General features: G+C 67.5%; 30 protein-coding genes. 16 read left to right on the plus strand and 14 right to left on the minus strand.

From position 1 onward, the window contains the following. Nucleotides 1-59: 59 nt before the first annotated feature. The 5 genes from N1F91_RS20620 (at nt 60) to N1F91_RS20640 (ending at nt 3,193) form a co-directional block, all read left to right on the plus strand. On the plus strand, nt 60-1,019 hold the full coding sequence (locus tag N1F91_RS20620; protein ID WP_289995068.1) for a hypothetical protein: 960 nt from the start codon (nt 60-62) through the stop codon (nt 1,017-1,019). Nucleotides 1,020-1,056: 37 nt separating this feature from the next. Beyond that, the gene (locus N1F91_RS20625) at nt 1,057-1,668 is read left to right on the plus strand and encodes a pyridoxamine 5'-phosphate oxidase family protein (protein ID WP_289995069.1); all 612 of its coding nucleotides are present in this window, start codon (nt 1,057-1,059) and stop codon (nt 1,666-1,668) included. A 25-nt stretch (nt 1,669-1,693) separates the two neighbouring features. Continuing rightward, on the plus strand, nt 1,694-2,014 hold the full coding sequence (locus tag N1F91_RS20630; protein WP_289995070.1) for a YnfA family protein: 321 nt from the start codon (nt 1,694-1,696) through the stop codon (nt 2,012-2,014). Between the two features lie 127 nt (nt 2,015-2,141). Continuing rightward, nucleotides 2,142-2,897: an AzlC family ABC transporter permease gene (locus N1F91_RS20635; protein WP_289995071.1), complete on the plus strand. Its 756-nt coding sequence runs from the start codon at nt 2,142-2,144 to the stop codon at nt 2,895-2,897. Then, entirely contained in the window at nt 2,897-3,193 is a 297-nt protein-coding gene (locus tag N1F91_RS20640) for an AzlD domain-containing protein (protein ID WP_289995073.1), read from the plus strand. The genes N1F91_RS20635 and N1F91_RS20640 overlap by 1 nt, the downstream gene beginning before the upstream one ends. A 10-nt stretch (nt 3,194-3,203) precedes the next feature. Here the strand turns inward: N1F91_RS20640 and N1F91_RS20645 are convergent, their stop codons facing one another. Together N1F91_RS20645 and N1F91_RS20650 are read right to left on the minus strand one after the other, a co-directional pair. Beyond that, on the minus strand, nt 3,204-4,070 hold the full coding sequence (locus N1F91_RS20645) for a CoA ester lyase (RefSeq protein ID WP_289995074.1): 867 nt from the start codon (nt 4,068-4,070) through the stop codon (nt 3,204-3,206). Further along, the gene (locus N1F91_RS20650; protein ID WP_289995075.1) at nt 4,070-4,522 is read right to left on the minus strand and encodes a MaoC family dehydratase; all 453 of its coding nucleotides are present in this window, start codon (nt 4,520-4,522) and stop codon (nt 4,070-4,072) included. The genes N1F91_RS20645 and N1F91_RS20650 overlap by 1 nt, the downstream gene beginning before the upstream one ends. 174 nt (nt 4,523-4,696) lie before the next feature. On the opposite strand from N1F91_RS20650, the gene N1F91_RS20655 reads away from it, so the two are divergent. Together N1F91_RS20655 and N1F91_RS20660 are read left to right on the plus strand one after the other, a co-directional pair. Next, nucleotides 4,697-5,839: a DUF2336 domain-containing protein gene (locus N1F91_RS20655; protein WP_289995076.1), complete on the plus strand. Its 1,143-nt coding sequence runs from the start codon at nt 4,697-4,699 to the stop codon at nt 5,837-5,839. A gap of 233 nt (nt 5,840-6,072) precedes the next feature. Beyond that, entirely contained in the window at nt 6,073-6,867 is a 795-nt protein-coding gene (locus N1F91_RS20660) for a DUF533 domain-containing protein (RefSeq protein WP_289995077.1), read from the plus strand. Nucleotides 6,868-7,002: 135 nt separating this feature from the next. Here the strand turns inward: N1F91_RS20660 and parE are convergent, their stop codons facing one another. Continuing rightward, a complete protein-coding gene (gene parE, locus N1F91_RS20665) occupies nt 7,003-9,072 on the minus strand; it encodes a DNA topoisomerase IV subunit B (RefSeq protein ID WP_289995079.1) in 2,070 nt (689 codons plus the stop codon). Between the two features lie 250 nt (nt 9,073-9,322). Here parE and N1F91_RS20670 point away from each other — a divergent pair, with 250 nt between their 5' ends. Beyond that, on the plus strand, nt 9,323-10,108 hold the full coding sequence (locus tag N1F91_RS20670; protein WP_289995080.1) for a transglycosylase SLT domain-containing protein: 786 nt from the start codon (nt 9,323-9,325) through the stop codon (nt 10,106-10,108). A 21-nt stretch (nt 10,109-10,129) separates the two neighbouring features. Here the strand turns inward: N1F91_RS20670 and N1F91_RS20675 are convergent, their stop codons facing one another. The 5 genes from N1F91_RS20675 to ccoG all read right to left on the minus strand — a co-directional run bounded on the left by N1F91_RS20675 (nt 10,130) and on the right by ccoG (nt 14,900). Continuing rightward, the gene (locus N1F91_RS20675; protein ID WP_289995082.1) at nt 10,130-10,348 is read right to left on the minus strand and encodes a DUF2945 domain-containing protein; all 219 of its coding nucleotides are present in this window, start codon (nt 10,346-10,348) and stop codon (nt 10,130-10,132) included. Nucleotides 10,349-10,418: 70 nt separating this feature from the next. Beyond that, on the minus strand, nt 10,419-10,562 hold the full coding sequence (gene ccoS / locus N1F91_RS20680; RefSeq protein ID WP_289995083.1) for a cbb3-type cytochrome oxidase assembly protein CcoS: 144 nt from the start codon (nt 10,560-10,562) through the stop codon (nt 10,419-10,421). After that, a complete protein-coding gene (locus N1F91_RS20685; protein ID WP_289995084.1) occupies nt 10,559-12,832 on the minus strand; it encodes a cation-translocating P-type ATPase in 2,274 nt (757 codons plus the stop codon). The genes ccoS and N1F91_RS20685 overlap by 4 nt, the downstream gene beginning before the upstream one ends. Continuing rightward, nucleotides 12,829-13,326: a FixH family protein gene (locus tag N1F91_RS20690; protein WP_289995086.1), complete on the minus strand. Its 498-nt coding sequence runs from the start codon at nt 13,324-13,326 to the stop codon at nt 12,829-12,831. Before N1F91_RS20690 ends, N1F91_RS20685 begins: the two co-directional genes overlap by 4 nt. Continuing rightward, nucleotides 13,323-14,900 (minus strand): cytochrome c oxidase accessory protein CcoG, encoded by a 1,578-nt coding sequence (gene ccoG / locus N1F91_RS20695; RefSeq protein WP_289995087.1) that lies wholly within the window; start codon nt 14,898-14,900, stop codon nt 13,323-13,325. The genes N1F91_RS20690 and ccoG overlap by 4 nt, the downstream gene beginning before the upstream one ends. Nucleotides 14,901-15,071: 171 nt before the next feature. Between ccoG and N1F91_RS20700 the strand changes: the two genes are divergently transcribed. From N1F91_RS20700 to N1F91_RS20710, 3 genes are all read left to right on the plus strand, one after another. Continuing rightward, nucleotides 15,072-15,389: a ribbon-helix-helix protein, CopG family gene (locus tag N1F91_RS20700; protein ID WP_289995089.1), complete on the plus strand. Its 318-nt coding sequence runs from the start codon at nt 15,072-15,074 to the stop codon at nt 15,387-15,389. A 101-nt stretch (nt 15,390-15,490) separates the two neighbouring features. After that, nucleotides 15,491-15,772: a ribbon-helix-helix protein, CopG family gene (locus tag N1F91_RS31160; protein WP_354670555.1), complete on the plus strand. Its 282-nt coding sequence runs from the start codon at nt 15,491-15,493 to the stop codon at nt 15,770-15,772. After that, nucleotides 15,762-16,211: a PIN domain-containing protein gene (locus N1F91_RS20710; protein ID WP_289995092.1), complete on the plus strand. Its 450-nt coding sequence runs from the start codon at nt 15,762-15,764 to the stop codon at nt 16,209-16,211. Before N1F91_RS31160 ends, N1F91_RS20710 begins: the two co-directional genes overlap by 11 nt. Here the strand turns inward: N1F91_RS20710 and ccoP are convergent. From ccoP to ccoN, 4 genes are read right to left on the minus strand one after another with little or no spacing between them, the layout of a single operon-like run. Next, on the minus strand, nt 16,181-17,044 hold the full coding sequence (ccoP, locus tag N1F91_RS20715) for a cytochrome-c oxidase, cbb3-type subunit III (protein ID WP_289995093.1): 864 nt from the start codon (nt 17,042-17,044) through the stop codon (nt 16,181-16,183). The genes N1F91_RS20710 and ccoP overlap by 31 nt on opposite strands. Nucleotide 17,045: 1 nt before the next feature. Beyond that, on the minus strand, nt 17,046-17,195 hold the full coding sequence (locus N1F91_RS20720) for a cbb3-type cytochrome c oxidase subunit 3 (protein WP_289995094.1): 150 nt from the start codon (nt 17,193-17,195) through the stop codon (nt 17,046-17,048). An 11-nt stretch (nt 17,196-17,206) separates the two neighbouring features. Then, nucleotides 17,207-17,938 (minus strand): cytochrome-c oxidase, cbb3-type subunit II, encoded by a 732-nt coding sequence (ccoO, locus tag N1F91_RS20725; protein ID WP_289995095.1) that lies wholly within the window; start codon nt 17,936-17,938, stop codon nt 17,207-17,209. 12 nt (nt 17,939-17,950) lie between these two features. Continuing rightward, nucleotides 17,951-19,579: a cytochrome-c oxidase, cbb3-type subunit I gene (gene ccoN, locus N1F91_RS20730; protein WP_289995096.1), complete on the minus strand. Its 1,629-nt coding sequence runs from the start codon at nt 19,577-19,579 to the stop codon at nt 17,951-17,953. A 187-nt stretch (nt 19,580-19,766) separates the two neighbouring features. On the opposite strand from ccoN, the gene N1F91_RS20735 reads away from it, so the two are divergent. Beyond that, nucleotides 19,767-20,303 (plus strand): hemerythrin domain-containing protein, encoded by a 537-nt coding sequence (locus tag N1F91_RS20735; protein WP_289995097.1) that lies wholly within the window; start codon nt 19,767-19,769, stop codon nt 20,301-20,303. Nucleotides 20,304-20,325: 22 nt separating this feature from the next. On the opposite strand, the gene N1F91_RS20740 is transcribed toward N1F91_RS20735, so the two are convergent. Together N1F91_RS20740 and N1F91_RS20745 are read right to left on the minus strand one after the other, a co-directional pair. Next, entirely contained in the window at nt 20,326-20,754 is a 429-nt protein-coding gene (locus tag N1F91_RS20740; RefSeq protein WP_289995098.1) for a hypothetical protein, read from the minus strand. Nucleotides 20,755-20,869: 115 nt separating this feature from the next. After that, complete coding sequence (locus tag N1F91_RS20745) at nt 20,870-21,595, minus strand: Crp/Fnr family transcriptional regulator (RefSeq protein WP_289995143.1); 726 nt, start codon at nt 21,593-21,595, stop codon at nt 20,870-20,872. A gap of 145 nt (nt 21,596-21,740) precedes the next feature. On the opposite strand from N1F91_RS20745, the gene hemN reads away from it, so the two are divergent. From hemN to N1F91_RS20765, 4 genes are all read left to right on the plus strand, one after another. Continuing rightward, the gene (gene hemN / locus N1F91_RS20750) at nt 21,741-23,108 is read left to right on the plus strand and encodes an oxygen-independent coproporphyrinogen III oxidase (RefSeq protein WP_289995099.1); all 1,368 of its coding nucleotides are present in this window, start codon (nt 21,741-21,743) and stop codon (nt 23,106-23,108) included. A 70-nt stretch (nt 23,109-23,178) separates the two neighbouring features. Then, the gene (locus tag N1F91_RS20755; protein WP_289995100.1) at nt 23,179-23,601 is read left to right on the plus strand and encodes a secondary thiamine-phosphate synthase enzyme YjbQ; all 423 of its coding nucleotides are present in this window, start codon (nt 23,179-23,181) and stop codon (nt 23,599-23,601) included. Next, nucleotides 23,598-24,107 (plus strand): GNAT family N-acetyltransferase, encoded by a 510-nt coding sequence (locus tag N1F91_RS20760; RefSeq protein ID WP_289995102.1) that lies wholly within the window; start codon nt 23,598-23,600, stop codon nt 24,105-24,107. Before N1F91_RS20755 ends, N1F91_RS20760 begins: the two co-directional genes overlap by 4 nt. A gap of 126 nt (nt 24,108-24,233) precedes the next feature. Then, the gene (locus tag N1F91_RS20765) at nt 24,234-24,527 is read left to right on the plus strand and encodes an HlyU family transcriptional regulator (RefSeq protein WP_289995104.1); all 294 of its coding nucleotides are present in this window, start codon (nt 24,234-24,236) and stop codon (nt 24,525-24,527) included. The last annotated feature ends 30 nt before the right edge of the window (nt 24,528-24,557 follow it).

A 24,557-nucleotide genomic window follows, 5' to 3' on the forward strand; every position in this document is an offset into this window, starting at 1 on the left:
TTCCCGAAGCCAAGCTTTCATGGTATTGTGCGCCGCACAAACGATGCAGGATCTGGCCGATGCGCAAGCAGATCGTTCGTTCACTCGAGAAGAAGCCCGACGGCACACCTTCCGACATCGCGCAGAGGATGGTCTCGGAAGGCGCGCGGCTGCGCAATGCCGCGCTCGACTGGCTCTTCTACGACGTCGGCGCGCTGACGCCCGAGGAACGCGGCGTTCTTCTGGCCGAGGACAATGCCGAGGGGGCGATCCTCGTGGTCCATCCGCGCGGCGCGCGGGGCGCGGTCAGCCTGCAGAAGTTCGACACCTACGAAGACCTGTGCAGCGCACCCGGACGGAAGCTGAATGCTTTCGTCGTCTCGGGCGTCGGCAGTTCCGACGTCGGCGCCGCGGCGCTCGCCCGCAACGTCGCCGACCACACCGGCCAGCCCGTCGGCGCGGTGGTCGCCGGGTACGGCATGGCCGATCTCCTCTCGGAGGCGATGGGCGGCTGGTTCTTCTTCGGCGCCGTCAACGCCACACTGAACCGCCTGCATCGAGGCGCGGCGGCCCGGCCGGAGCGGGCGGAGGCGGTCGCCGCGACGCTGTCGGCCATGCGCGGCGGCACGCTGTCGCCGGAGGAACTGGCGACGGCATCGCAGGTCGCGGCCGGGTTCAGCCCCGACACCATGACGGTCCTGCGGCTTCTGACGGAGCCGGAACGGCGCGTCGACCTGCTCGTCGGTCACAGCAAGGGCTGCCTCAGCATCGCCTTCGCGCTGGAGGCGCTGGCGTGGCTGAAGGATGCCGACGCGATCGGGAAAGCCTGGGCGGCGCGTGTGCTGACGCTGGGCGCCGTGGTGGAGTTTCCCGACGGCTACGACAACGTCGTGCAGGTCATCGGCTCGCTCGATGGTTTCGGTGGGCTCAATTCCCGGCCGTTCAAGCGCGCCGACTTCGTTCCCGGCGCCTGGCATCACCTCAATGCGCGGCTGCCGTTCCACCTGGACGTGTCCAGCGTGCTTGCGCGTCACCTCTGATCCGGCATAGTGCGCGCGCAACCGGATCGCACCGCTCATGACCACCCTCACCAGCGTCGCCGAACTCGAGGCGCTCTACGGCCTTCCGGGCGAGACGTCGCTCGTCAAGGAACTCGACCACCTGATTCCCGAATATGCGGCGCTGATCGCCGCGTCGCCCTTCGTGGCGCTCGCGACCGCAGGGCCGGAGGGGCTCGACTGCTCGCCGCGCGGCGACGTGCCGGGGTTCGTGCGGGTGCGTGACGAGCGCACGCTGCTGATGCCGGACCGGCGGGGCAACAACCGTGCCGATTCGCTGAAGAACGTGCTGCGCGACGACCGCGTCGGCCTGCTGTTCCTGATCCCCGGCTCCGGCACGACGCTGCGGGTCAATGGCCGCGCGACCATCTCGATCGACGCCGACCTCTGCGCCTCCTTCGCCATGGAGGGCAAGCCGGCGCGCTCGGTGCTGGTGATCGCGGTCGAGGCGGTCTATTTCCAGTGCGCCCGCGCGATCGTCCGCTCCGAACTGTGGAACCCTGACCGTCAGGTCGACCCGAAGAGCCTGCCGACGCCGGGAAAGATCCTCGAGACGACGAGCCGGCGCGGCATCGACGGCGATGCCTACGACGCCGAATGGCCGTCGCGGGCGAAGGCGACGATGTGGTGAGGCGGTCAGCCGCTCCCGCCGCGGCATGAGGACACTGGCCCTCTATGCCGGTGCTGCCGCAGCCGAGATCGTCGGCTGCTACGCCTTCTGGATGTGGATGCGGCTCGACCGGTCGGCGCTGTGGCTCGTGCCGGGCATGGCGTCGCTGGCGCTCTTCGCCCTGCTTCTGTCCCTCGTCGACGCGCCGGCCGCTGGCCGCCTGTTCGCCGCCTATGGCGGCGTCTACATCGCGGCGTCGCTCGCCTGGCTGCGTTTGGTGGAGGGGTTCGCGCCGGACCGCTGGGACCTCGTCGGGGCGGCGGTGTGCCTGGCGGGTGCTGCCATCATCATCGCTGCTCCGCGATGACGATGCGGCCCGACAAGGAGTGCCACTTGCGGGCACGGCTCAGCCAACGTCATGATGTGGCTCAACCGAATTGAACTGACAGGGCAGGGAGCCTGACCTATAGACCGGCCGTCCCGAGGAGGTCCGGTTGTCCGTCGTCCCATCCGCACGCAGAGCTTTCGCTTCCGAATTCTGGCGCGGCGCGCGCAGGGGCATCCCGATCATCGTCGCATCCGCGCCCTTCGGCGTGCTGTTCGGCGCGCTGGCGGTGCAGAACGGCTTCACCGTCGGCGAAGCCGTGATGATGAGCGCGACCGTGTTCGCCGGCGCCAGCCAGATGGTTGGGATCGAGCTGTTCGGCAAGGCGATCCCGGCCTGGATGATCGTGCTGTCGGTCTTCGCCGTGAACTTCCGCCACGTGCTCTATTCGGCCTCCTTCGGCCGCCGCACCAGCCACTGGACGGGCTGGCAGCGCGCGCTCGGCTTCTTCTTCCTCGCCGATCCGCAATATGCCGAGACCGAACGCAAGGCCGAGGCCGGCGAGACGATCGGCTTTGCCTGGTATCTGGGCATCGGCCTGCCGATGTACCTGTTCTGGGTCGTCGATGCGTGGCTCGGCGCGCTGTTCGGACGGCTGATCCCCGACACCCATGCGCTCGGGCTCGATTTCCTGCTGCCGATCTATTTCGTCGGGCTGCTGATGGGCTTCCGCAAGCGGCCGCTCTGGCTTCCGGTGGTGATCGCCAGCGGCGCTGCCGCCATGGTCGCCCATGCCTTCGTCGGTTCTCCCTGGCATGTCTCGATCGGCGCGCTCGCCGGCGTCGTGCTGGCGGCCGCCATGCCGGTTGGCGACGAAGCGCGGAAGACCTACGCCGAAAGTGGCGACAGGGCGGGAGGCCGCTGATGAGCGAGATCGGCTGGATCGTGCTCGCCGCTGCGGCGATGACCTATCTGACGCGAGCAGGTGGGCACCTCGTCCTGTCGCGGTTCCGGCGGATCCATCCGCGCGTCGAGGCCGGGCTGAACGCGGTTCCGGCCGCCGTCTTCACCACGCTGGTCGCTCCGGCCGCCATGAACGCTACTCCGGCCGAAGCGCTGGCGCTCGTCGTCGCAGCCCTGCTCGGCTTGCGGGGCGGCATGTTTCCGGTGTTTCTGGGCGGCGGACTGGTGCTGATCGCCGGCCGCTACCTGCTCGGCTGACGGCTGTCCGTCAGCCGCCGGCCCGGGCGAGCAGCCGTTCGGCGCGTCTGAGATGCGGCCGGTCGTACATGCGGCCATCGATCCCCACCACGCCGACGTCGCCGGCACCGGCGAAGGCCGCCGTGATCGCGCGGGCCTCGGCGACGGCCTCCGGCGAGGGCGTGAAGGCCTCGTTGATGACCGGCACCTGCGCCGGATGGATCGCCATCTTGCCGGTGAAGCCGTCGCGCTCGGCCTCCAGGCATTCGCGCCGCAGCGCTTCCATGTCGCGAAAATCGACGAAGACCGTGTCGATCGCCGCCGTCTGCGCCTTCGCCGCGGCAAGGACGGTCATGGCCCGGGCGAGACGGAAAACGTCGGTGTAGCGGCCGGTCTCGTCGCGGGCAGACCGCGCGGCGATATCCGCCGACAGGTCTTCCGCGCCCCAGGTGACGCCGGCAAGCCGGGGCAGGGTGGACGAATAGCTGCCGGCCGCCAGAAGGCCCGCGGCGGTCTCGGTGATGATCGGCAGGATGTGGATGGCGCCGTCCGCGAGCCCGGCCTCGGCCTCGTGCACCCGCAGCTTCGCCGACAGGCGCTCGACGTCGGCGCCGCCGGCCGCCTTGGGGAGCATGATGCCGTGCGGCGCCGCCTTCGCGACGGCGGCGAGATCCTCGTCGGTGAGGCCGGTCGAGAAGTCGTTGACGCGGACGTAGAGCAGGGGGCCTGCTTCGCCTGAGCGGTCCGCCAGGAACGCCGCGGCCATCGCGCGTGCTGCCGCCTTGCGCGCCGGCGCCACGGAATCTTCGAGGTCGACGATCAGCACGTCGGCACCGGATGCCAGGCCTTTTTCAAGCTTGCGCTCCGACTCGCCCGGCACGAACAGCAGCGAGCGCATCAGGCCGGCCTCTTCAGCATCATCGCCTGGCGCACGCAGCGCGCGACCAGCGTTCCATGCTGGTTGAAGGCGCGATGCTCGAACTCGACCACGCCGCGATCGGGCTTCGACTTCGATTCCCGCACCGATTTCACCTCCGTTTCCACTCGCACCGTGTCGCCGTGGAAGAGCGGATGCGGAAAGGTGGTGTCGGTCATGCCGAGATTGCCGATCGTGGTGCCGAGCGTCGTGTCGTGCACCGAGATGCCGATCATCAGCCCCAGCGTGAACAGCGAGTTGACCAGCGGCCTGCCCCACTCGCTCTTCGCCGCGAAGTCGAAATCGATGTGCAGCGGCTGCGGGTTGAGCGTCATGACCGAGAACAGCATGTTGTCGCTCTCGGTGACCGACTTGGTCAGCGCGTGCCGGATCACCAGGCCCGGCTTGAATTCCTCGAGATAGAGCCCTGCCAACGAAACCTCCCGCCTGATGGACTGGCCGTTGATAGAAGCGCGGGCAGGGCACCGCAAGCGCCCGCGTGCAGGTGGCTGCAGGTCGGCATGGTTAGCGGCCGGCTAACGATCATGGTGAACCGTTCGTAAACCACTTGCCGCTAAGGTCGGTCCGGTAGAAGCGTGCGGGGCGTCATGATAGTCGAGCATTTCATCCGGTGGGTCGCGACGGCAAGGGTGGCGGAGAGGGCCGCAGCCGCCAATGCACTGGCCCGCGCCTACATCCTTTCCCCGATGGATTTCGACGAGCGCTGCGCGGCCGAGGCCGCGCTCACCATGCTGCTCGACGATCCTTCGCCCAAGGTGCGGCTGGCGATGGCCGAACCCTTCTCGCTCTCTGCCCGCGCGCCGCAGCAGATCGTCGCCGCACTCGCGGCCGACCAGCCGGAGGTCGCCGCGCCCGTGCTGGCGCTTTCGCCGCTGCTGTCCGACAATGAACTGATCGAGCACATGGCGGCGGGCGAGGCGGAGGCGCAGGTGCTGATCGCCACCCGCGCGCAGGTTTCCATGGCCCTGTCGGCCGCCATCGCCGAGGTCGCGTGTCCGGCCGCCTGCGCGGCCGTGCTCGGCAATTCGGGGGCCGAGATCGCCTCGATCAGCCTGCGCCGCATGGCCGAGCGGCTGGGCGACGATGCTGCGATGCGCGAGGCGCTGATCGCCGACCGGCGGCTGCCCTGCGACATCCGCCACATGCTGCTCCTGAAGGTGGGCGACGCGCTGCGCCAGTCGCCGCTGGTGCGGGCGCTGATGACCCAGGCGCGCGCCGACCGGATGCTGCGCGAGGCCTGCATGAAGGCGTCGCTGACCCTGATCGAACATACGGGAGCGGAAGAGCACGCAGCGCTCGTCGAGCATCTGCGCCTGCGCGGCGAACTGACGACCGGTTTCCTCGTGCGGGTGGTCGCGCATGGCCGGATCGACTTTTTCGGCGCGGCCCTCGTGGCGCTGTCGGGGCTCGACCAGAGCCGGGTAAGCTCGCTGCTGTCGTCCGGCCGCGACGTCGCGCTCGCTGCCCTGTTCCGCCAGGCCCGGCTCCCCCAGTCCGCCGGCCGCGTCATCCTGCGCGCGCTGACCGTCTGGCGCGAGGTGGCAAACGGCCGCCGCGTGGCGGGCACGCAGGAAGTGTCCTTCCTGATGCTGCGGGATCTCGACGAGGCGGTGCGGACCGGCGCGGTCATCGACGACAAGGACGCGCTGGCGGGGCTGCTGAAGGCGATCCACCTGGACGCGCTGCGGGAGAACGCACGGGAACACGCCCTGGCGATCGCGGCGGCGTGAGCGAGCGGCGAGGGGGCATCCTGTCACCGATCCCCGCGGTTCTGGCGGCAAGCCCATCTGCCAGGTTCTGACTGCTTGCGCCATCGATCGTCCGGCCAAGCTGCCACTCGGTTTCGAGCCGACCTTGTCCGGCGTCGCCGATCCCCGGCCGTTCGCGCGTGCTACCCCGGAAAGGGAACGGCAGACCGGCGACGGCGTCTGACCTGCTCGGAATCAGGAGCAGGGACGATCCAATGAGCATGAAGCGCGTTCTGGGAATGATGCTGGCGAGCCGGATGGCGGGACGCGGAATGCGCGGCCGCGGTGGTTTTGCGGGCGGCGGCGTCGGCGGTCTGGCTGCCGCAGGCCTCATCGGCGGACGGCGCGGCGGCCTCGGCCGCAAGGCGGGTCTCGCCGCGCTCGGCTACATGGCCTACCGCGCCTACCAGGATCACCAGGCGAAATCCGCAGGCAGGGACGACCGCGCCGGCACCTCCGCAGCCGACGCCGGGAGCGCTCACCCGGGCGGCAGCGCTTCGGGCGCCGGTCTCGGCGGCCTGCTCGGCGGCGTCATGAAATCGGTGAGCGACGCCCTGGGCGGTGTCGGCACGCAGGATCAGGCGACAGGACGCAGCGCGTCCGGTTCGGCGCAGCCATCGACGGCGCAGGCCTTCACGGCCGAGGACGAGCGCGCGGCCGATGAGCTCGGCGAGGACAAGGCGCTGCTTCTCCTGCGCGCGATGATCACGGCTGCCCATGCCGATGGCGAGATTTCGGCCGAAGAACGGTCGCGGATCATGAGCCAGGCGGAGGACGCCGACGATCGCCGGAAGCTCGAACGCGAGCTTGCCGCGCCCCGGCCGCTGGAAGAGCTGCTCGGCCAGGTTCGGGACACGGAGACGGCGGAGGAATTCTATCTCTCCTCCCGCATGGCGGTCGATGGCGAAACCAGTGCCAACCGCGCTTATCTCGCCAGGTTGCGCGACCGGCTCGGTCTGGCTGAACAGGACGCGGCGGAGATCGAAGCGCTGGCCGCCGGCCCTGCCTGATCCCGGAAACGGCAAGGGCCGTCCCCGGTCTGCATTGGATGCCGGTCTCTCAGCCGCAATGACGCGCATCGCGGAACAATCCGGCGTGTAACCGGGCGCGCTACCTCGACTAGCGGAGTCGTGGGTGCGGCCCCCTCAAATGTCCAGTTCTTCCGTGTGGGCGAACTCCGCCCGTTCCTGGATGAAGCGGAAGCGGGCTTCGGGCTTGGTGCCCATGAGGGCATCGACCATGGATTTGGTTTCGGCCGGATATTCGGTCGAAATCTCGACGCGCAGCAGCATGCGCTTCTTCTTGTCCATGGTGGTCTCCTTCAGCTGCGCCGCCATCATTTCGCCCAGACCCTTGAAGCGGCCGATCTCGACCTTGCCCTTGCCGGTGAAGAAGCTGCGCAGCAGTTCGTCCTTGTGCGCGTCGTCGCGGGCATAGGCGACCTTGCCGCCCTGGCTGAGGCGGTAGAGCGGCGGCACGGCGAGATAGAGATGGCCGCCGCGGATGAGGTCGGGCATCTCCTGGTAGAAGAAGGTGATCAGCAGCGAGGCGATGTGGGCGCCGTCGACGTCGGCGTCCGTCATGATGATCACGCGGTCGTAGCGCAGATCGTCGTCACGGTAGCGCGAGCGCGTGCCGCAGCCGAGCGCCTGGACGAGGTCGGAGATCTGCTGGTTGGCATTGAGCTTGTCGGAGCCGGCCGAGGCGACGTTGAGGATCTTGCCACGCAGCGGCAGCACCGCCTGGCTGGCGCGGTCGCGCGCCTGCTTGGCCGAGCCGCCGGCCGAGTCGCCCTCGACGATGAAGATCTCCGCGCCTGCGGCCGCGTTCTGCGAGCAGTCGGCGAGCTTGCCCGGCAGGCGCAGCTTGCGTACCGCGCTCTTGCGCGAGACTTCCTTCTCCTGGCGGCGGCGGACGCGGTCGTCGGCGCGAGCGATCACCCATTCGAGCAGCTTCGAGGCTTCCTGCGGATTGGCGGCGAGCCAGTGGTCGAAGGGATCCCGGATGGCGTTCTCGACGATGCGCTGCGCCTCGATCGTCGCCAGCCGGTCCTTGGTCTGGCCGACGAATTCCGGCTCGCGGATGAACACCGACAGCATGCCGGCCGCCGAGATCATCACGTCCTCGGAGGTGATGATCGCGCCGCGCTTGTTGCCGGCGAGTTCGGCGTAGGCGCGCAGGCCGCGCGTCAGAACGCCGCGAAAACCGGCCTCGTGCGTGCCGCCTTCCGGCGTCGGGATGGTGTTGCAATAGGAATTGACGAAGCCGTCGCCGCCGAACCAGGTGACCGCCCATTCCATCGCACCGTGGCCGCCGGTCTTCTCGGTCTTGCCGGCGAAGATTTCGCGCGTGACCTGGAAGTCGTCGCCGAGCGAAGCCTGCAGATAGTCCTTCAGGCCTCCGGGGAAGTGGAACACCGCCTTGTCGGGTGTCGGGTCCTTGGCCGGGATCAACTCCGGCGCGCAGGACCAGCGGATCTCGACGCCACCGAACAGATAGGCCTTCGACCGCGCCATGCGGTAGAGCCGCGCCGGCTCGAACTTCGCGCCCTGGCCGAAGATCTGCTCGTCGGCATGGAAGCGCACGCGCGTGCCGCGCCGGTTCTGCACGTCGCCGAGGAACTCCAGGCCGCCCTGGGGAACGCCGCGCGAAAAGCGCTGGCGGTAGAGTTTCCGCCCCCGCGCCACTTCCACTTCGAGATCGTCCGACAGCGCATTGACCACTGAGACGCCGACGCCGTGCAGGCCGCCCGAGGTCTCGTAGACCTTGGAATCGAACTTCCCGCCCGAATGCAGCGTGGTCATGATGACCTCGAGCGCCGACTTGTCCTTGAACTTCGGATGCGCGTCGACGGGGATGCCGCGGCCGTTGTCGGTGACGGTGATGTAGCCGTCGGCGGCGAGTTCCACCTCGATGAAGGTCGCGTGGCCGGCCACCGCCTCGTCCATGGCATTGTCGATCACCTCGGCGAAGAGGTGGTGCATGGCCTTGTCGTCGGTGCCGCCGATATACATGCCCGGCCGGCGCCGCACCGGCTCCAGCCCCTCCAGCACCTCGATGTCGGCGGCGCTGTAGTTGTCGCTGGCATCTTTCGGCGCCGTCGTCTGCGGGCGCGCGGCGGTGGGCCGGGGCGCGGTCGGTCGGCGTTCGATGGCCATCTTGTCCTGCGGCTGCGCCCGGTCGAGCGCGGCGAAGAGGTCTGTGCTGTCGTCCATGCCTTGGAGATATCCGGTCAGCGAATCACATTCAATACTGCCACGGACCGCCCCTCCGACGATATCGGTTCCCGTTCCGTTCGGCTTCTTGTCCCCGACATTTCGTGGCATTGTGTTGACGATCCGCTAACCGGTCCGGCGCCATGGCACGGTACCGCCCCGATTTCCGGGCGATTCGGCGGTGCTTGCCGGCCGCCCGTGCGTCCGCTAAGCAGGCCGCAGGGACGCGAAACACGAGGTTTGATGGGCGATGACGCCATCGCGACTAGCCGCGCTCAGCGCCTGTCTTGTGGCTGCGACGGCGCTGACGGCCTGCTCCACGTCTGGCATCAGCGCGTCCGACATGCTGACGCTCGCGCCCGTGGAGGCTCCCCAGGAAATGGCGGTTGCCTCCGAACAGCCCGCCGGAGAGCCCGCCGCCGAGGCGTCACAGCCGGTGTCTCTCGCGGCGGTGACGACCGATGCCGCCAGGCTGGCCTCCGATGCAGCGAAGGCCGCCGTCGCGGCCGTGAAGGGTGTTGCCGAGGTGCCGTCGCCGACCCCGGCGAAGGAAGCCGCGCCGGACCCTGCCGCCAATGCCTTCGTCCAGCCCGCCCCGGCCAAGCCGGCGGTCGAGGTGGCCTATGCGCCGAAGGCCGGGCAGCTATCCGACGAACGCGCCAAGCTCGACCGGCTGATTTCCCACTATGCCGACGCGTATGACGTGCCGAAGGACCTGGTGCATCGCGTCGTCCGGCGCGAGAGCAACTATCGCCCCACCGCCTACAACAGCGGCAACTGGGGTCTCATGCAGATCCGCCATGCGACGGCCAAAGGTCTCGGTTACCAGGGCAAGCCGGAAGGCCTGCTCGATCCCGAAACCAACCTCCGCTATGCGGTACGCTACCTTCGCGGCGCTTATCTCGTCGCCGGCGGCGACAAGGATCACGCCATCCGCCTCTATTCGCGCGGCTATTACTACGATGCCAAGCGGGCGGGGCTGCTTGACGAGACCGGCCTCGGCCGCGATCGGGTGCGTCGGCGCCAGCCGGGCTGAGCCGCCGCCCGCCTGTCGTCTTCACGCGAGCTTGCTGAGTTCCGAGTGGCTCTTCAGGACGCGCGCACCGTCTTCCTGCTCGATCATGTAGGCCGGTTCGTCCGCTGAAGCATGCCGCTTCACCTGCGTCCCCTTGATGGTGCGCGAGACGTCATGCTCGAAGATGCGGGCGATACGGCCTCTCGCCGTATGGGCACCCCACCGCCACGAAACGCGTGTACCTTTTTCGTATCGGTCCATGTTGGCTCCTGCCGGTTTCCAGCAGAAAGCGTCCGCGTGCTGGAATGTTCCGGCAGGCGGCTTTCCGACGTCACGGCTCGTCGTCGTGCAGGATGCGTTCCGCGGCACCATCCATGTCGTCGTATTGGCCGCTCCTGATGCTCCAGAGAAAGCCGGCAAGGCCGAGCGCGCCGAGGAACAGCGCGATCGGGATCAGGTAGACGAGGCCGGTCATGCGATCCTCGCAGACAGTGGCGCGGCGGCGCTGCGGGCGGGACGAAGGGAGAACCGGGTCGATCCCCCATTGAGCCGCATGGCGTTGGCGATGACGAGGATCGACGACGCGGACATGGCGATCGCCGCGACCAGCGGCGTGACGTGGCCGAGGATCGCGATCGGCACGGCGATCGCGTTGTAGACGACCGCGAGCCAGAGGTTCTGCCGGATCAGCACGCCCGCGCGCCGCGACATCGTCAGGGCGTGCGGAACCGAGCCGAGACTGTCGCGCAGGAAGACGAAGTCGGCGGCGTTGCGGCCGACGTCGGCGGCCGTCGACGGCGCCATGGATACATGTGCGGCGGCAAGCGCGGGCGAATCGTTCAGTCCGTCGCCTACCATCAGAACCTTGTGGCCTTCCGCGGCCAGTTCGGCGAGGCGCTCTGCCTTTTCGGCGGGCATCATCCGGGCTTGGAACGCTGCGATGCCGAGCCGCGCGGCGAGGCCGGCGACCGGACCCTCCGCATCGCCCGAGAGGATTTCCACGCCGCAGCCTGCCGCCGCCAGTTCGTCCACAGCGTGCTGCGCGTCCGGTCGGGTCTGGTCCTCGAAGCGGAAGGAGGCGAGCAGCTTTCCGTCGAACGCAAGCACGGTATGAGCGCCTCGATCGTCGTCCGCGGCGCCGTCCAGCGCCCAGGCCGCGCGTCCGAGCCGCCAGGTGCCGGTCGAGTCGCGGGCTTCGACGCCGCAGCCGGGAACCTCGGCGATCCTGTCGAAGGCCGGCGTCGAGGCGGGCAGCCCGGCTGCCGCCGAGGCGATCGCCTTCGACAGCGGATGGCGCGAATGCGCGGCGATCGCCGCTGCGATCGCCAGTGTCGCCGGCTGGATCTCGGCGCGGTTCGCCAGTCTGGCGCGTCCCATGGTGAGCGTGCCCGTCTTGTCGAAGGCCACCGTGTCGATCTCGGCAAGCCGCTCCATCGCCGAACCGTCCTTGACCATGATGCCCGCCTCGAACAGCCGCCGCGCGGCGACAACCTGGACGATCGGGACCGCGAGCCCGAGCGCGCAGGGGCAGGTGATGATCAGCACCGCGATGGCGATGGTGGTGGCGCGATGCAGGTCGCCCGAGACGAGGAGCCAGCCGACAAAGGTGAGCAGCGCCGTCAGGTGCACCACCGGCGAGTAAAGTGCCGACGCGCGGTCGGCGATCCGCCGGTAGCGCGCCCGCCCGCCCTCGGCCACGCCCATCAGGCGGATCATCTCGGCGAGGAAGGAATCCTGTGCCCGCGCGGTCACGGTCATGACCAGCGGGCCGGTGAGGTTCAGCATGCCGGCGCGCAGCGGCTCGCCGGCGCGGACCGGCTGCGGCGCACTTTCGCCGGTGACCAGCGAGCAGTCCAGATCGGACACCCCGCTGTCGACGTCGCCGTCGACCGGGATGCGCTCGCCGGCAGCGACCTGCAGGCGCATGCCGGGCTCGATCTCGCCGACGGGCAGGTAGTCGCGGCTGCCATCCGTGCGGATCACCATGGCGCCGCGCGGGGCGAGGCGTGCAAGGCCGGTGACGGCCGTGCGGGCGCGCTCGCGCATGACGTGGTCGAGGGTGCGTCCGATGAGGAGGAAGAAGAGCAGCGACACGGCGGCGTCGAAATAGGCGTGGTGGCCGTGATTGATGGTCTCGTAGAGGCTGAGGCCGTAGGCCAGCGTCACGCCGAGCGCGATCGGCACGTCCATGTTCATCGAGCCGTGCTTCAGCGCGTTCCAGGCCGAGCGGTAGAAGATGCCGCCGGCGAGCACGAGCGCGGGAATGGCGATCAGCGCCGATAGCCAGTGGAACAGGTCGCGTGTGGCGTCCTCGGCTCCGGACCAGACCGAAACGGACAGGAGCATGATGTTGGCGGCCGCAAAGCCCGCGACCGCAGTGGCGCGGACCAGCCGGGAGAACTCGCCGTCCTTCGTCTCGCCGAAACCGTCGAAGAGGTGGGCGGCGTAGCCGAGCCGGTTCAGCGTCTCGACCAGCGGCGGCAGCCTGCCTTCGCGCCAGCGGATGGAGACGCGCTTGGCGGACAGGTTCACTCGCGCCGTCTCCACCCCGTCGAGCTTGCCCAGCGCCGTTTCGATCGCGTGGATGCAGGCGCCGCAGTGGACGCCGGGCACCGACAGGTCGGTCTGCCGCAGCCCCTGGCCGATCTCGCGGCTGGACAGCATCACTTCTTCCGCGGACGGACCTGCGCTCTCGGCGCGGTCGATCTCGCCGGCTGCTTCCGTTCCGGGCGCGCAGCAGCTCATTGCAGGACGCCCCCCTTGACCGCGATGCGCTTCACCTCGCGGTAGGGCGTGTCGAGGCCGGCTGCGGCGGCGATCTCGACGATCCAGATCCCGTCCTTGAGGTCGACGGTTCCGGCGATCGCGCCGGGACCTGCGGGCGCCATCGGGATCGTCTGGTCGTGACGGTCGTCGACCGGGCGGCGGAAGAAGGCCTCCGAGGCGTCGATCCCGACCGGCGCGCCGGCGGCGTCGGCGAGCGTGTAGCGGAAGGTTCCTGCCTCGTAGCCCATGGTCCCGGTCCATCCGAGGGCCGTCTGCGCGCGGGCAGCCTGCGCCTGGGCGTTGAAATGCTGACTGGCGACGTAGGAGTTCTTGACGATGAGGCCCGACCACGTCGTGTTGGCAAGCGTCGCCATGGTGACGTTCACGGCGATGATCACGCCGAAGAAGGCGAGCATGACCAGGAGCATGTGGCGGCCGGTGAATTCGGCGGAAGGAGCGGGCTGACGCATCATCGTGTCTCCGGGGCGTAGAAGTTCGCCGTGTATGTGTCTGCTTCGAAACTGGACTTGTCCTCGACCACGAAGCGGAAGGACTGGGCGGTCCCGTCGACCTGGTCCTGCGGCTGGGTCACGAAGACCCTGATGGTACGCAGCCGGTCGGGCTCGACCGGAACCGCCATCGACCGGCCTTCCGGCTGATCGATGCCCGTGGCCGTCATCACGGCGCCCGGCAGCCCGTCGATCGACACGACGATGACGCGCGGCTCGGGGATCATGTTGAGCAGCTTGACCGTGTAGCCGTTGCGGATCGACCCGTCCGAGAGCGTCACGAACTGCGGGTTTCGGTCGTGCAGCACGTTGACCTCCAGCCGGTCGCGCGACAGCAGCGCCACCACGAGGCCGATGCCGATCAGCGCCCAGGCACCGGAATAGACGAAGGTGCGCGGCCGGAAGATCTTGCGCAGGTGGAAATGGGCGACCTTGTCACCCAGCCTGCCGGTCTCGTCGCGCACGAGCCTGGGGTTGATCGCCGCCGTGCCGCCAGCGGTCGCGATGCCCATGTTGGCGTTGTAGTCGCTGAGCGTGGCGTAGGAGATCAGGCCGCGCTCCTTGCCGGTCTTGTCCATGACGCTGTCGCACGCATCGATGCACAGCGCGCAGGTGATGCATTCGAGCTGCTGGCCGTCGCGGATGTCGATGCCCATGGGGCACACCGCCACGCAGGCGTTGCAGTCGACGCAGTCGCCGACGACATCGCCCGCCGCCGCGGCCTTCTTGGAATGGCGCGAACGGGGCTCGCCGCGCCAGTCGTTGTAGGTGACGGTCAGCGAATGTTCGTCGAGCATGGCCGCCTGGATGCGCGGCCACGGACACATGTAGGTGCAGACCTGCTCGCGCATCAGCCCGCCGAACACGTATGTGGTCGCGGTCAGGACGGCGACGGTGATGTAGGCAACCGGCGCCGCATGCCCAGTCACGACGTCGACGAGCAGGGTCGGCGCGTCGGCGAAGTAGAAAATCCAGGCGCCGCCGGTGGCGACCGCGATGGCGATCCAGATCGCGTGCTTGGCCACGCGCTTGCCGATCTTGTCGAGAGAATAGGGTCCTGCGTCGAGCTTGATGCGCGCGTTGCGATCGCCTTCGATCGCGCGTTCGACCACGAGGAAGAGATCGACCCAGACCGTCTGCGGGCAGGTATAGCCGCACCAGGCGCGCCCGACCGTCGAGGTGATGAGGAACAGGCCCACGCCGGCCATCACCAGCAGCCCCGCCACATAGATGAATTCCTGCGGCCAGATCTCGATGAAGAAGAAATAGAATCGCCGGTTCGCGATGTCGACCAGCACGGCCTGGTCCGGTGCGTAGGCGCCGCGGTCCCAGCGCAGCCATGGCGTGACATAGTAGATGCCGAGCGTCACCAGCATGATCAGCCACTTGAAGCGGCGGAAGCTGCCGCTGGCCCGCTTGGGGAAGATCTTCTTGCGCGGCGCGTAGAGCGGCTGGCGCACCTTCGCGGAGTTGACGGCTTCGGCATCGAGCCGTTCGATCGCCTCTGACGAGGCAGGATTCTTTGCGATCACGTTCATCGGCGGGCACTCTGAGCTGGCCTGTTTGACCGGCTTCTCCCATGCAGTTCGGGTCCGGGCCTTGATCGGTGTCAAACGGGGGAGGGTGCGGATGTCGCACGGCGCGCGGACGGACCATCGGCCTTCCTCGGGCCTGTTCGCGAATGCCGGCACATGTGCCATCATAAAACGATGGATATCGTGCTGGATACCAGCCTGTCCGTCTCCGGGCTGGGGGGCTGGAGGAGTGCGTCGCGCGCCTCTGGAGCATCTGCGATGAGCTCTTTGACCATCCGACTTCCGGACGAAGCCGCGGAGCGGCTAAAAGGCCTGGCAAAGCAGCGCGGGATGAGCGTGAACAAGCTGGTGGAACGCATGGCCTGCGAGGCGATCGCCTCGTTCGACACCGAGTCGCGGTTTCGTGCGCTTGCTGCCACGGCCGACGTTCCTGCCGCGCTCGCCGTTCTCGACCGCCTGGATCGGGACGATCGCGGACCGGATCGCGAATAGCGCCCGGTCCGGCAGCTGACATCCGCTGTCAGGCCCGGTGTCGCGCACATTCTGGCTCCCGAACCGCAGATGCGCTATCCTGGCCGGTGAAGGAGACGTCCATGTGCGCGCGTCGGCTAGAGATCGAACTGAACGATGACCTTCTGTCGCGGGTCGACCGTGCCGCTGCCCGGACCGGCCGGTCGCGCGGAAAGATCGTCATCGATGCCCTCGAAGGTCACCTGCCGCGGGAGTCTTCGGCCGACGCCTCTGCCATCGAAAGGCGCCTCGCCGTCCTCGACGCGGTGGCGGAGCGAGCGGAGAAACTCGGACGGCAGCGAACGCAGGTCGACATTGACGCGGACCTGGCTGCCATCCGGGGCGACCGCGGCCATGGGCGGTAGAGCCTACATCGACAGCAACGTCATCATCTACTTCATTGAGGGCGTGGCACCGCTGAAGACGCGTGCGGCTTCAGCGCTCGAGGGGCTGATTCGGGAAGGGCATGTGCTGGTGACGAGCGAACTGACGGTCGGTGAATGCCTTGCAGGCGCTCTGCGGCAGGATCGAAGGCTCGCTCAGACCTATCTCGATCTGTTTGACCGTACGGAACTGCTGGAGGTGGCGGACGTGACGCGCCCGCTCGTGCGGCGTGCCGCCGAACTCGGAGCAGCCCTCAGGATGAAGCTGCTTGATGCTCTCCACGTCGCGACTGCGGAAGCGCTCCGGTGCGAGGTGCTGCTGACGAACGACCGGGGCATTCGCGCCCCGGCCGGAATTGCGTTGCGTCATCTTTCTGAAGAGACGCCCCCCTATTCCCCGCCGCCCAGCGAGTGGACGTAGACGGCGAGTTCCTTGACCGTCGCGTCGCCGAGGCGGGCGGTCCAGCCGGGCATGACGCCATGCTTCGGCGCACGGATCTGCTGCGCGATCTCGGCTTCGCTTCCGCCATAGAGCCAGATCGCGTCGGCAAGGTTCGGCGCACCGAGGTCGCGCATGCCGGTGGCGTCGTCGCCATGGCAGGCGGCGCAGTTCTCGGCGAAGACCGTCTGGCCGGTTTCGGCCAGGGCGGCATCCGATGGCGTGCCGGTGAGGGACACGACATAGGCTGCGACCTGCTTGATCTGGTCGGGTTCCAGGATGTCGGCGAAGGCCGGCATCTCCGAGAGGCGGGTGTCGTCGTCAGCCGCGAAACGGATGCCATGCGTGATGGTCTGGTGGATCGCCTCGATGTCGCCGCCCCACAGCCACTCGTCGTCGTTCAGGTTGGGATAGCCGGGCGAACCCTGCGCGCCCGAACCATGGCACTGGATGCAGTTGACCTTGAAGGCCGCAGCACCCGCCGCGGTGGCGAACTGGCGCAGGTTGTCGTCGGCCATGATGCCGGCGAGATCCATCGACTGGATCGCGGCCACGTAGTCGCCCTTGGCCGCCTGCGCGGCGTCGAGCTCTGCGCGAACTTCCGCACGGCTTGAGTAGCCGAGCACACCGGTGGTGGCCGAATTGATCAGCGGCCAGGCCGGATAGAAGATCATGTAGCCGATCGCCCAGACGATGGTGGCGTAGAAGGTCCACACCCACCACCGCGGCAGCGGGTTGTTCAGTTCCCTGATTCCGTCCCACTCGTGTCCGGTCGTGGAGACGCCGGAGACTTCATCGATATGTTCCTTGCTCATGTCAGTCGTCCTTGAGTGGGATCTGGGCGGCCTCTTCGGCGCTTTTCTTGCTGCCCGGCCGGAAGGCGAAGAGCACGACGCCGACGAAGAACAGGGTCAGGAAGAGCAGCCCCCAGCTGTCGGCGAATTCACGCATCGTGTGATAGTCCATCGCGCTTCTCCTCAGCGGTAGCCGGCGGCTTCGTCATAGGTCGAGAAGTCGACCAGCGTGCCGAGCATCTGGAGATAGGCGACGAGTGCATCCATCTCGCTCAGCGCATTCGGATTGCCGTCGAAGTCGCCGACCTTCGCCTTGGGATAGCGCTCCAGGAGCGCGGACGTGTCGGCGTTGACGTCGGCCTGTGCGACCAGGTCGGCGCGGGCATTGGCGAGCATGTCCTCGGTATAGGGCACGCCGACGCGGACATTGGCGACGAGATGCGTCTCGAACTCGTTCACCGCGAGCGGCGTGTCCTTGAGGAAGGCGTAGCTGGGCATGATCGATTCCGGCACGACCGAGCGCGGCTCGATCAGATGCTGGACATGCCATTCGTTGGAGTAGCGGTCGCCGACGCGGGCCAGGTCGGGCCCCGTCCGCTTCGAGCCCCACTGGAAGGAGTGGTCGTACATGGATTCCGCCGCCAGGCTGTAGTGGCCGTAGCGTTCGACCTCGTCGCGGAAGGGGCGGATCATTTGGCTGTGGCAGACGTAGCAGCCCTCCCGGACGTAGATCTTGCGGCCGGCCAGTTCGAGCGGCGAGTAGGGACGCATCCCCTCCACCTTCTCGATCACGTTCTCCAGGTAGAAGAGCGGCGCGATCTCCACGATGCCGCCGATGGTGACCACCAGGAAGGACCCTGCAAGGAGCAGGGTCGCGTTCTTCTCGAGGATCGCATGCTTGTCGAGCAATGCCATTGTCGCTTCTCCTTATTCGGCCGGCTGGGCAGCGGGAACGTAGCCGCCGATCGGCTCTTCCTCGCGCTGGTAGCCGCGGATGGTCATGTAGACGTTCCAGGCCATGACGATGGCTCCGGCGAGATACATCAGGCCGCCGATGGCGCGGACGATGTAGTAGGGCTTCATCGCGGCGACGGATTCGGCGAAGGAGTAGACTAGGAAGCCCTGATCGTCGTACTCGCGCCACATCAGGCCCTGCTGGATGCCGGCGACCCACATCACGGCCGCGTAGACCACGATGCCGAGGGTTGCGAGCCAGAAGTGCCAGGTCACGAGGCGCAGCGAATAGAGCCGCTCGCGCTGCCACAGCTTCGGGACCATGTAGTAGATGGCGCCGAAGGAGATCATGCCGACCCAGCCGAGCGCGCCCGAATGAACGTGGCCGATGGTCCATTCCGTGTAGTGGCTGAGCGAATTGACCGCCTTGATCGACATCATCGGACCCTCGAAGGTCGACATGCCGTAGAAGGCGATGGCCAGCACCATCATGCGGATGATGGGGTCGGTGCGCAGCTTGTCCCAGGCGCCCGAGAGCGTCATCAGGCCGTTGATCATGCCGCCCCAGGAGGGCATCCACAGCATGATGGAGAAGACCATGCCGAGCGTCTGCGCCCAGTCGGGCAGGGCGGTGTAGTGCAGGTGGTGCGGACCGGCCCAGATGTAGAGGAAGATCAGCGCCCAGAAGTGGATGATCGACAGCCGGTAGGAATAGACCGGGCGTCCGGCCTGCTTGGGCACGAAGTAATACATCATGCCGAGGAAGCCGGCCGTGAGGAAGAAGCCCACCGCGTTGTGGCCGTACCACCACTGCGTCAGCGCGTCCTGGACGCCGGCAAACGCCGAGTAGCTCTGCGAGCCGACGAACGACACGGGCATCGCCAGGTTGTTCACCACGTGCAGCATCGCGATCGTCACGATGAAGGACAGGTAGAACCAGTTGGCGACGTAGATGTGGGGTTCCTTGCGCTTGATGATCGTTCCGAGGAAGACCAGCAGGTAGGCGACCCACACGAGCGTCAGCCACAGGTCGACATACCATTCAGGCTCGGCATATTCGCGGCTCTGGGTGATGCCCAGCAGGTAGCCGGTCGCGGCCATGACGATGAACAGCTGGTAGCCCCAGAAGACGAACCAGGCCAGGTTTCCCCCGAAGAGCCGGGCCCTGGACGTCCTCTGAACGACGTAGAAGGAGGTTGCGATCAGCGCGTTGCCGCCGAAGGCGAAGATGACGGCCGAGGTGTGCAGCGGCCGCATGCGGCCGAAATTGAACCAGGGCTCGATGTTGAGGTCCGGGTAGGCGAGCTGCAGCGCCACAACGACGCCGACGAGCAAGCCGACGACACCCCAGAACATGGTTGCAATGGTGCCGTAGCGCACCACGTCGTCCATGTAGGCCGTGTCCCCTTCGCGGAAGGGGATGCTGGCCGCCGCCTTCGGCGCGAAGGAGATGTTTCTCATCAGGATCGCCGCGCTGATGACCAGCACGGCGAACAATACCCACATATGTTGCTGAAAGGCGACGTCGGCCGCAAAGGCCGCGCCGAGCAACGCCAGGAAGGCAAAGACGCCTATCCCCACGATTTCCGCGCCGTATCTCATTTCGATCCCCGCTTGCGCTATTGACGGACGTGCGACTCTGAGGAGCCGCTCCGCCTTCCGTGTCGCGCATTCGGGGGTCGAGGTGCCTTGATCCAGGTCAATACCGTCTGAGTGTGGCTCTGACAGGATCACCGTCATGCAGCAGACGCGAGACCGGACAGTAACCGAGGAGGAGAGGAGGCCTGCCATGGAAGCGTGCGAGTTGCCGCAGACGTGCCCGGTTTCGGGCGCATGCGGGCGCGACGGACTGACGCCCTGCGTGGAGATGACCAACGCGCACCACTCGAAGCTGCGGCTGTGCGAGGCCCTCGAGGATATCGCGGATCGACTTCCGGATGACGTCGACCGATTCCGCTGCCTCGAGATCGCCAGCGCGCTGGTGCCGCTTCTCCGGCGCTGCCATGAATATGAGGAGGAGGTGGTCTACCCGGCCTTCGAGGCGGCGCAGGCCCGCGCGAGCGGCTCGCTCGCCACCGTGAGCCGTCTGAAGACGGAGCATGTCGAGGACGAATGCGCCGCTCAGGATCTCTCGGAGGTTCTGCTGGCGATCGGCCACGGTGATCCGATCGAAAATCCGGAGGCGGTGGGATTCATGCTGCGGGCGTTCTTCGAAGCCGTCCGCCGCCACGTCGCCTTCGAGCGCGACCACGTCCTGCCGGCGATCGGGGTGATGACGGACGAATGGCGTGCGGACGTGAGAACGGGCGCCCGAGGGCGCCCGTAGATTTCGCTGTGGTCGGTACCGACTACATCGCCGGCTTGACGGGGACCACCACCGCGGCGTCGCCGTTCATCACCGGGGTGTCGACGTCCGTGCTGCCCGGACCGAAATCGTAGGTCTGGTTGTCGTTGGTCTCGTAGTGCAGCATGAGCGTCAGATTGCTGGCCGGGTCGAGCGGCCCGTCGGCCTCGATGCTGATGTTGCCAGTGCGCCCCTGCGTCAGGGCGATATGGCCGAGCGAGGCCGGCGGAGCGCCGACGCCGTCGTTGTGGATGACGAGATAGCCGGGACGGTTGATCTCGACCGTTATGTTCGTGATCCGGTTGCCTTCGATCATGGCGTCGACCGCATCGATCTGCGGGCCTGTCTGGGCCGAGGAGTTCGCGTTGTTCTGGGCGTGCGCGACGCCTGCGATGCCCACCAGTGCGGTGGCGGCAAGAATATGAATCTTCATGTAAGTTTCTCCCTGTTGTGAGGTTTAGCCTCGTGGCTGGGAGGACAACGGGGCCCGCGGCATAGGGCTCCGACACGTTGTCGTGACGGGCCGGGGGTGATCCATCTTGAAAAGGTCAGATTCCGGATCGGGCCTCGAGCCGCGACAGATTGGCGACCGAGACCTGTCGGTTGTGCTCGATCGAGATCACGCCGTCGGTGCGCAGCCGCGTCAGCTGCCGGCTGACGGTTTCGATGGTCAGGCCGAGGAAGTCGGCAATATCGGCGCGCGTCAGCGGCAGGTCGAAGCTGACGGCATGGCCGGCTGAACGGCCTGGATCGATGTTGCGGGCGATCAGCAGGAGGAAGCTCGCCACCTTCTCGGCCGCCGTCTTGCGACCGAGCGTGACCATCCAGTCTCGGGCTTCGTCGAGTTCCTTCAGGGTCTGGGTCAGGATGCGGTGCTCGAGCTGCGGGCTCTCGCGCAGCATCCGCTCGATCGTGGCGCGCGGAAAGGAGCAGAGCGAGACTTCTGTCGCCGCTTCGGCATTGGCGGCGCTTTCCGTCCGGAACGGTCGCCCCAGGAAATCGGGCGCAAACTGCAGCCCGACGATCTGCTGGCGCCCGTCGGACAGCGTCTTGGTCAGCTTCACGACACCCGACAGGATGTTGGAATAATGGTCGACGGTCTCCTCGTCGCCGACGAGCTCGGCGCCCGGCTGGACGCGCTGCTTCGATGACGTCCTCGACAGCGCCACGAGCTGCTCGGGCTCCAGCGCGCCGCAGACGCCGCGATGCCGCGCCTCGCAGGCAGCGCAGAGCGCGGGGATGCCGCTCGTATGGATATCCAGCCTGTCTGTCATCTCGCCGCCCGAAGCTGCCACCTCCATAGCGGAGATCGCCGGACCAATCTCGCGCCAGATTGTCTCATCCGCAACCGTCTTGACCGAAATCAAGGCCGGCACGGCCCTCCTTTGTCAGATTTCGCCCGACGGATTGGAGCCAGCGATGCAAGACGGGCCAGCGATGCAGAACAGGAAGGACGTCCGCCTCGACGAGGCGGTGCCGCGCTACACGAGCTATCCGACGGCGCCGCATTTCCACGCGGGCGTCACGGGCGAGGCCGTGCGTGCGTGGATCGGCGCCATCCCGGACGGCGACAGCCTGTCGCTCTATCTCCATGTGCCTTTCTGCGATCGCCTGTGCTGGTTCTGCGCCTGCCACACCAAGCAGACCCGCCAGTATGATCCTGTGGCCGCCTACGTCACATCGCTCTGCCGCGAGATCGCGACAGTCGGCGCGCTCGTTTCCGGCCGGGCAAGGGTGGGCGCGATCCACTTCGGTGGCGGCTCGCCGACCATGCTTTCTCCGGCCGACATGCACAGGCTCGGCGATACGCTGCGACGGAGCTTCATCCTCGCGGCCGATGCCGAGATCAGCGTCGAGATCGACCCCAACGACATGACGGCCGACCGCCTCGACGCGCTCGCCGGCATCGGCATGACGCGGGCGAGCCTGGGCGTCCAGGATTTCGATCCGAAGGTGCAGGCGGCAATCAACCGCGAGCAGAGCTTCGAAAGCACCCGCGATGTGGTGGAAGGGCTGCGCGCGCGGGGCGTCGGCTCCGTCAACCTCGATCTCCTCTACGGCCTGCCGCACCAGGATTGCGACACGCTCGCCGCGACGGTGGCGCAGGCGCTGAGCCTCTTGCCGGATCGAATCGCGCTGTTCGGCTATGCGCATGTGCCCTGGTTCAAGAAGCACCAGACGATGATCCCTGAAGAGGCGCTGCCCGGCGCGCAGGCGCGCTACGAGCAGTCGCTGATGGCGGCCCGCATGATCGAGGCCGCCGGATACGAGCGGATCGGCCTCGACCATTTCGCCCGGCCGGATGACGGCATGGCGGTTGCCGCCCGCGACGGACGCCTCAAGCGCAACTTCCAGGGCTATACGGAAGATGCCTGCGAGACGCTGATCGGCCTCGGAGCTTCGTCGATCAGCCGCTTCCGACAGGGACATGCGCAGAACCAGCCGGCGACCGGGTTCTATCAGCGGATGGTCGACGACGGCGGGCTAGCCACGGTTCGCGGGGTCGCCTTCACGGAAGAGGATCGCGCCCGTGGCTGGGTGATCGAGAACCTGATGTGCAACTTCGCCTTCGACGCGCGCGAGGCGAGGCAGCGCTTCGGCGCGACCGCGACGCCGCTGGTGGCGATCGCGGCCGGATTGGCCCAGGCGGGACCCGATCCGGTGCTGCGGCGCGAGGAGGATCTGTTCGTCGTTCCGGAGGATCACCGCCCGCTCGTGCGCACGATCGCCGCGCGCTTCGACGCCTATCTCGAAACCGGGCAGGCCCGCCACTCCGCAGCGGTCTGATGCGGATGCGCCGCCCGCGTTGACACGCCCCGTCGGCGCCGTGCAAGACGACGCTCGAACGGGAACCGACATGCCGCAGACGCGCCTGACGATCGATACCGATGGATCCGGCCTCACCGAGTTCACAGGCAGGGCCGCCGATTTCGTGCGCGCATGCGGCGTGGACGAGGGGCTCCTGACCGTCTTCGTGCGCCACACCTCCTGCTCGCTTCTGATCCAGGAGAACGCCGATCCCGACGTCCGGCGCGACCTCGACGCATTCTTCGCGCGGCTCGTGCCCCCGGCCGACGCGCCTTCGATGGACTGGATCGTCCATACCACCGAAGGTCCCGACGACATGCCGGCGCACATCAAGGCGGCGCTGACGGCGACCTCGCTGTCCATCCCGGTATCCGGTGGACGCATGCTGCTCGGGACGTGGCAGGGCATCTATCTCTTCGAGCATCGTCGGCGCCCGCACCGGCGCGAGATCGTGCTGCATCTATCGCCATGACCGGACCTTTTGCGATTCGCAGGGCCGGTCCGGCCGATCGGGACGAACTCTACCGGCAGGTGAAGGCGCTCGCGACTCACCATGGATATGATCCGGGCGCGATCACGCCGCAGAACGTGGCGGCGCATTTCCTCGCACCCGACCTGCCGATGGTCGTTCTGGTGGCCGCAGCGCCGGATGGCGCGATCGCGGGCTATGCTGCGGCCTCGCCCACGCACGAGTCCGGCTACGCCTCTCCGGGGTTCTATCTCAGCGACCTTCATGTCGATGCCGAGCATCGCGGTGCCGGACTCGGGCGGGCGCTGCTCGCCGCCATGGCGGCCGAGACACGCCGCGCCGGTCGCCAGCACATCTGGTGGGGCGTCGATACAGCCAACCACGCAGCCGAGACATGGTACCGCTCGATCGCCAACGTCCGCGTGCCGTCGACAGTCTTCGCGCTGACGCTCGATCCCTTCGAGTCGCTTGCAGACGAGGGCGAACGTCATCTCGGCGGCGGCGACTGAACGCGCTGCTTGCTGCCGTGACCGCGCCTTTCGGTCCGTCGGGACTGGTCCCCGCGCCGGCGGGAGGCTAGGTTGCGTGGTGATCGCGCGGCGGAAGGCCGGTGCCTGGAACCGGGAGACTAGACGATGTCCTTTTTGAAGAAACTGTTCGGCATCGGTGGCGGCGGCGAGGGCAGCGGTGCCGAGCCGGAGGCTTCCGAGGCGCAGGAGTACAAGGGATTCACCATCCGTGCGACGCCGTTCAAGGCCGACGGCCAGTACCAGACCTGCGCCGTCATCACCAAGGACGTCGAGGGCACGACCAGGGAACACCGGCTGATCCGCGCCGACCGTTTTGCGGCCATGGATGCCGCGGTCGAGATCTCGTTCCGCAAGGCGCGGCAGATGATCGACGAGCAGGGCGACCGCCTGTTCGGCTGATCCGGCGCCGGTCCAATCATCGGCTTATTG

This window comes from Aquibium sp. ELW1220, assembly GCF_030398385.1.
Classification (GTDB): Bacteria; Pseudomonadota; Alphaproteobacteria; order Rhizobiales; family Rhizobiaceae; genus Aquibium.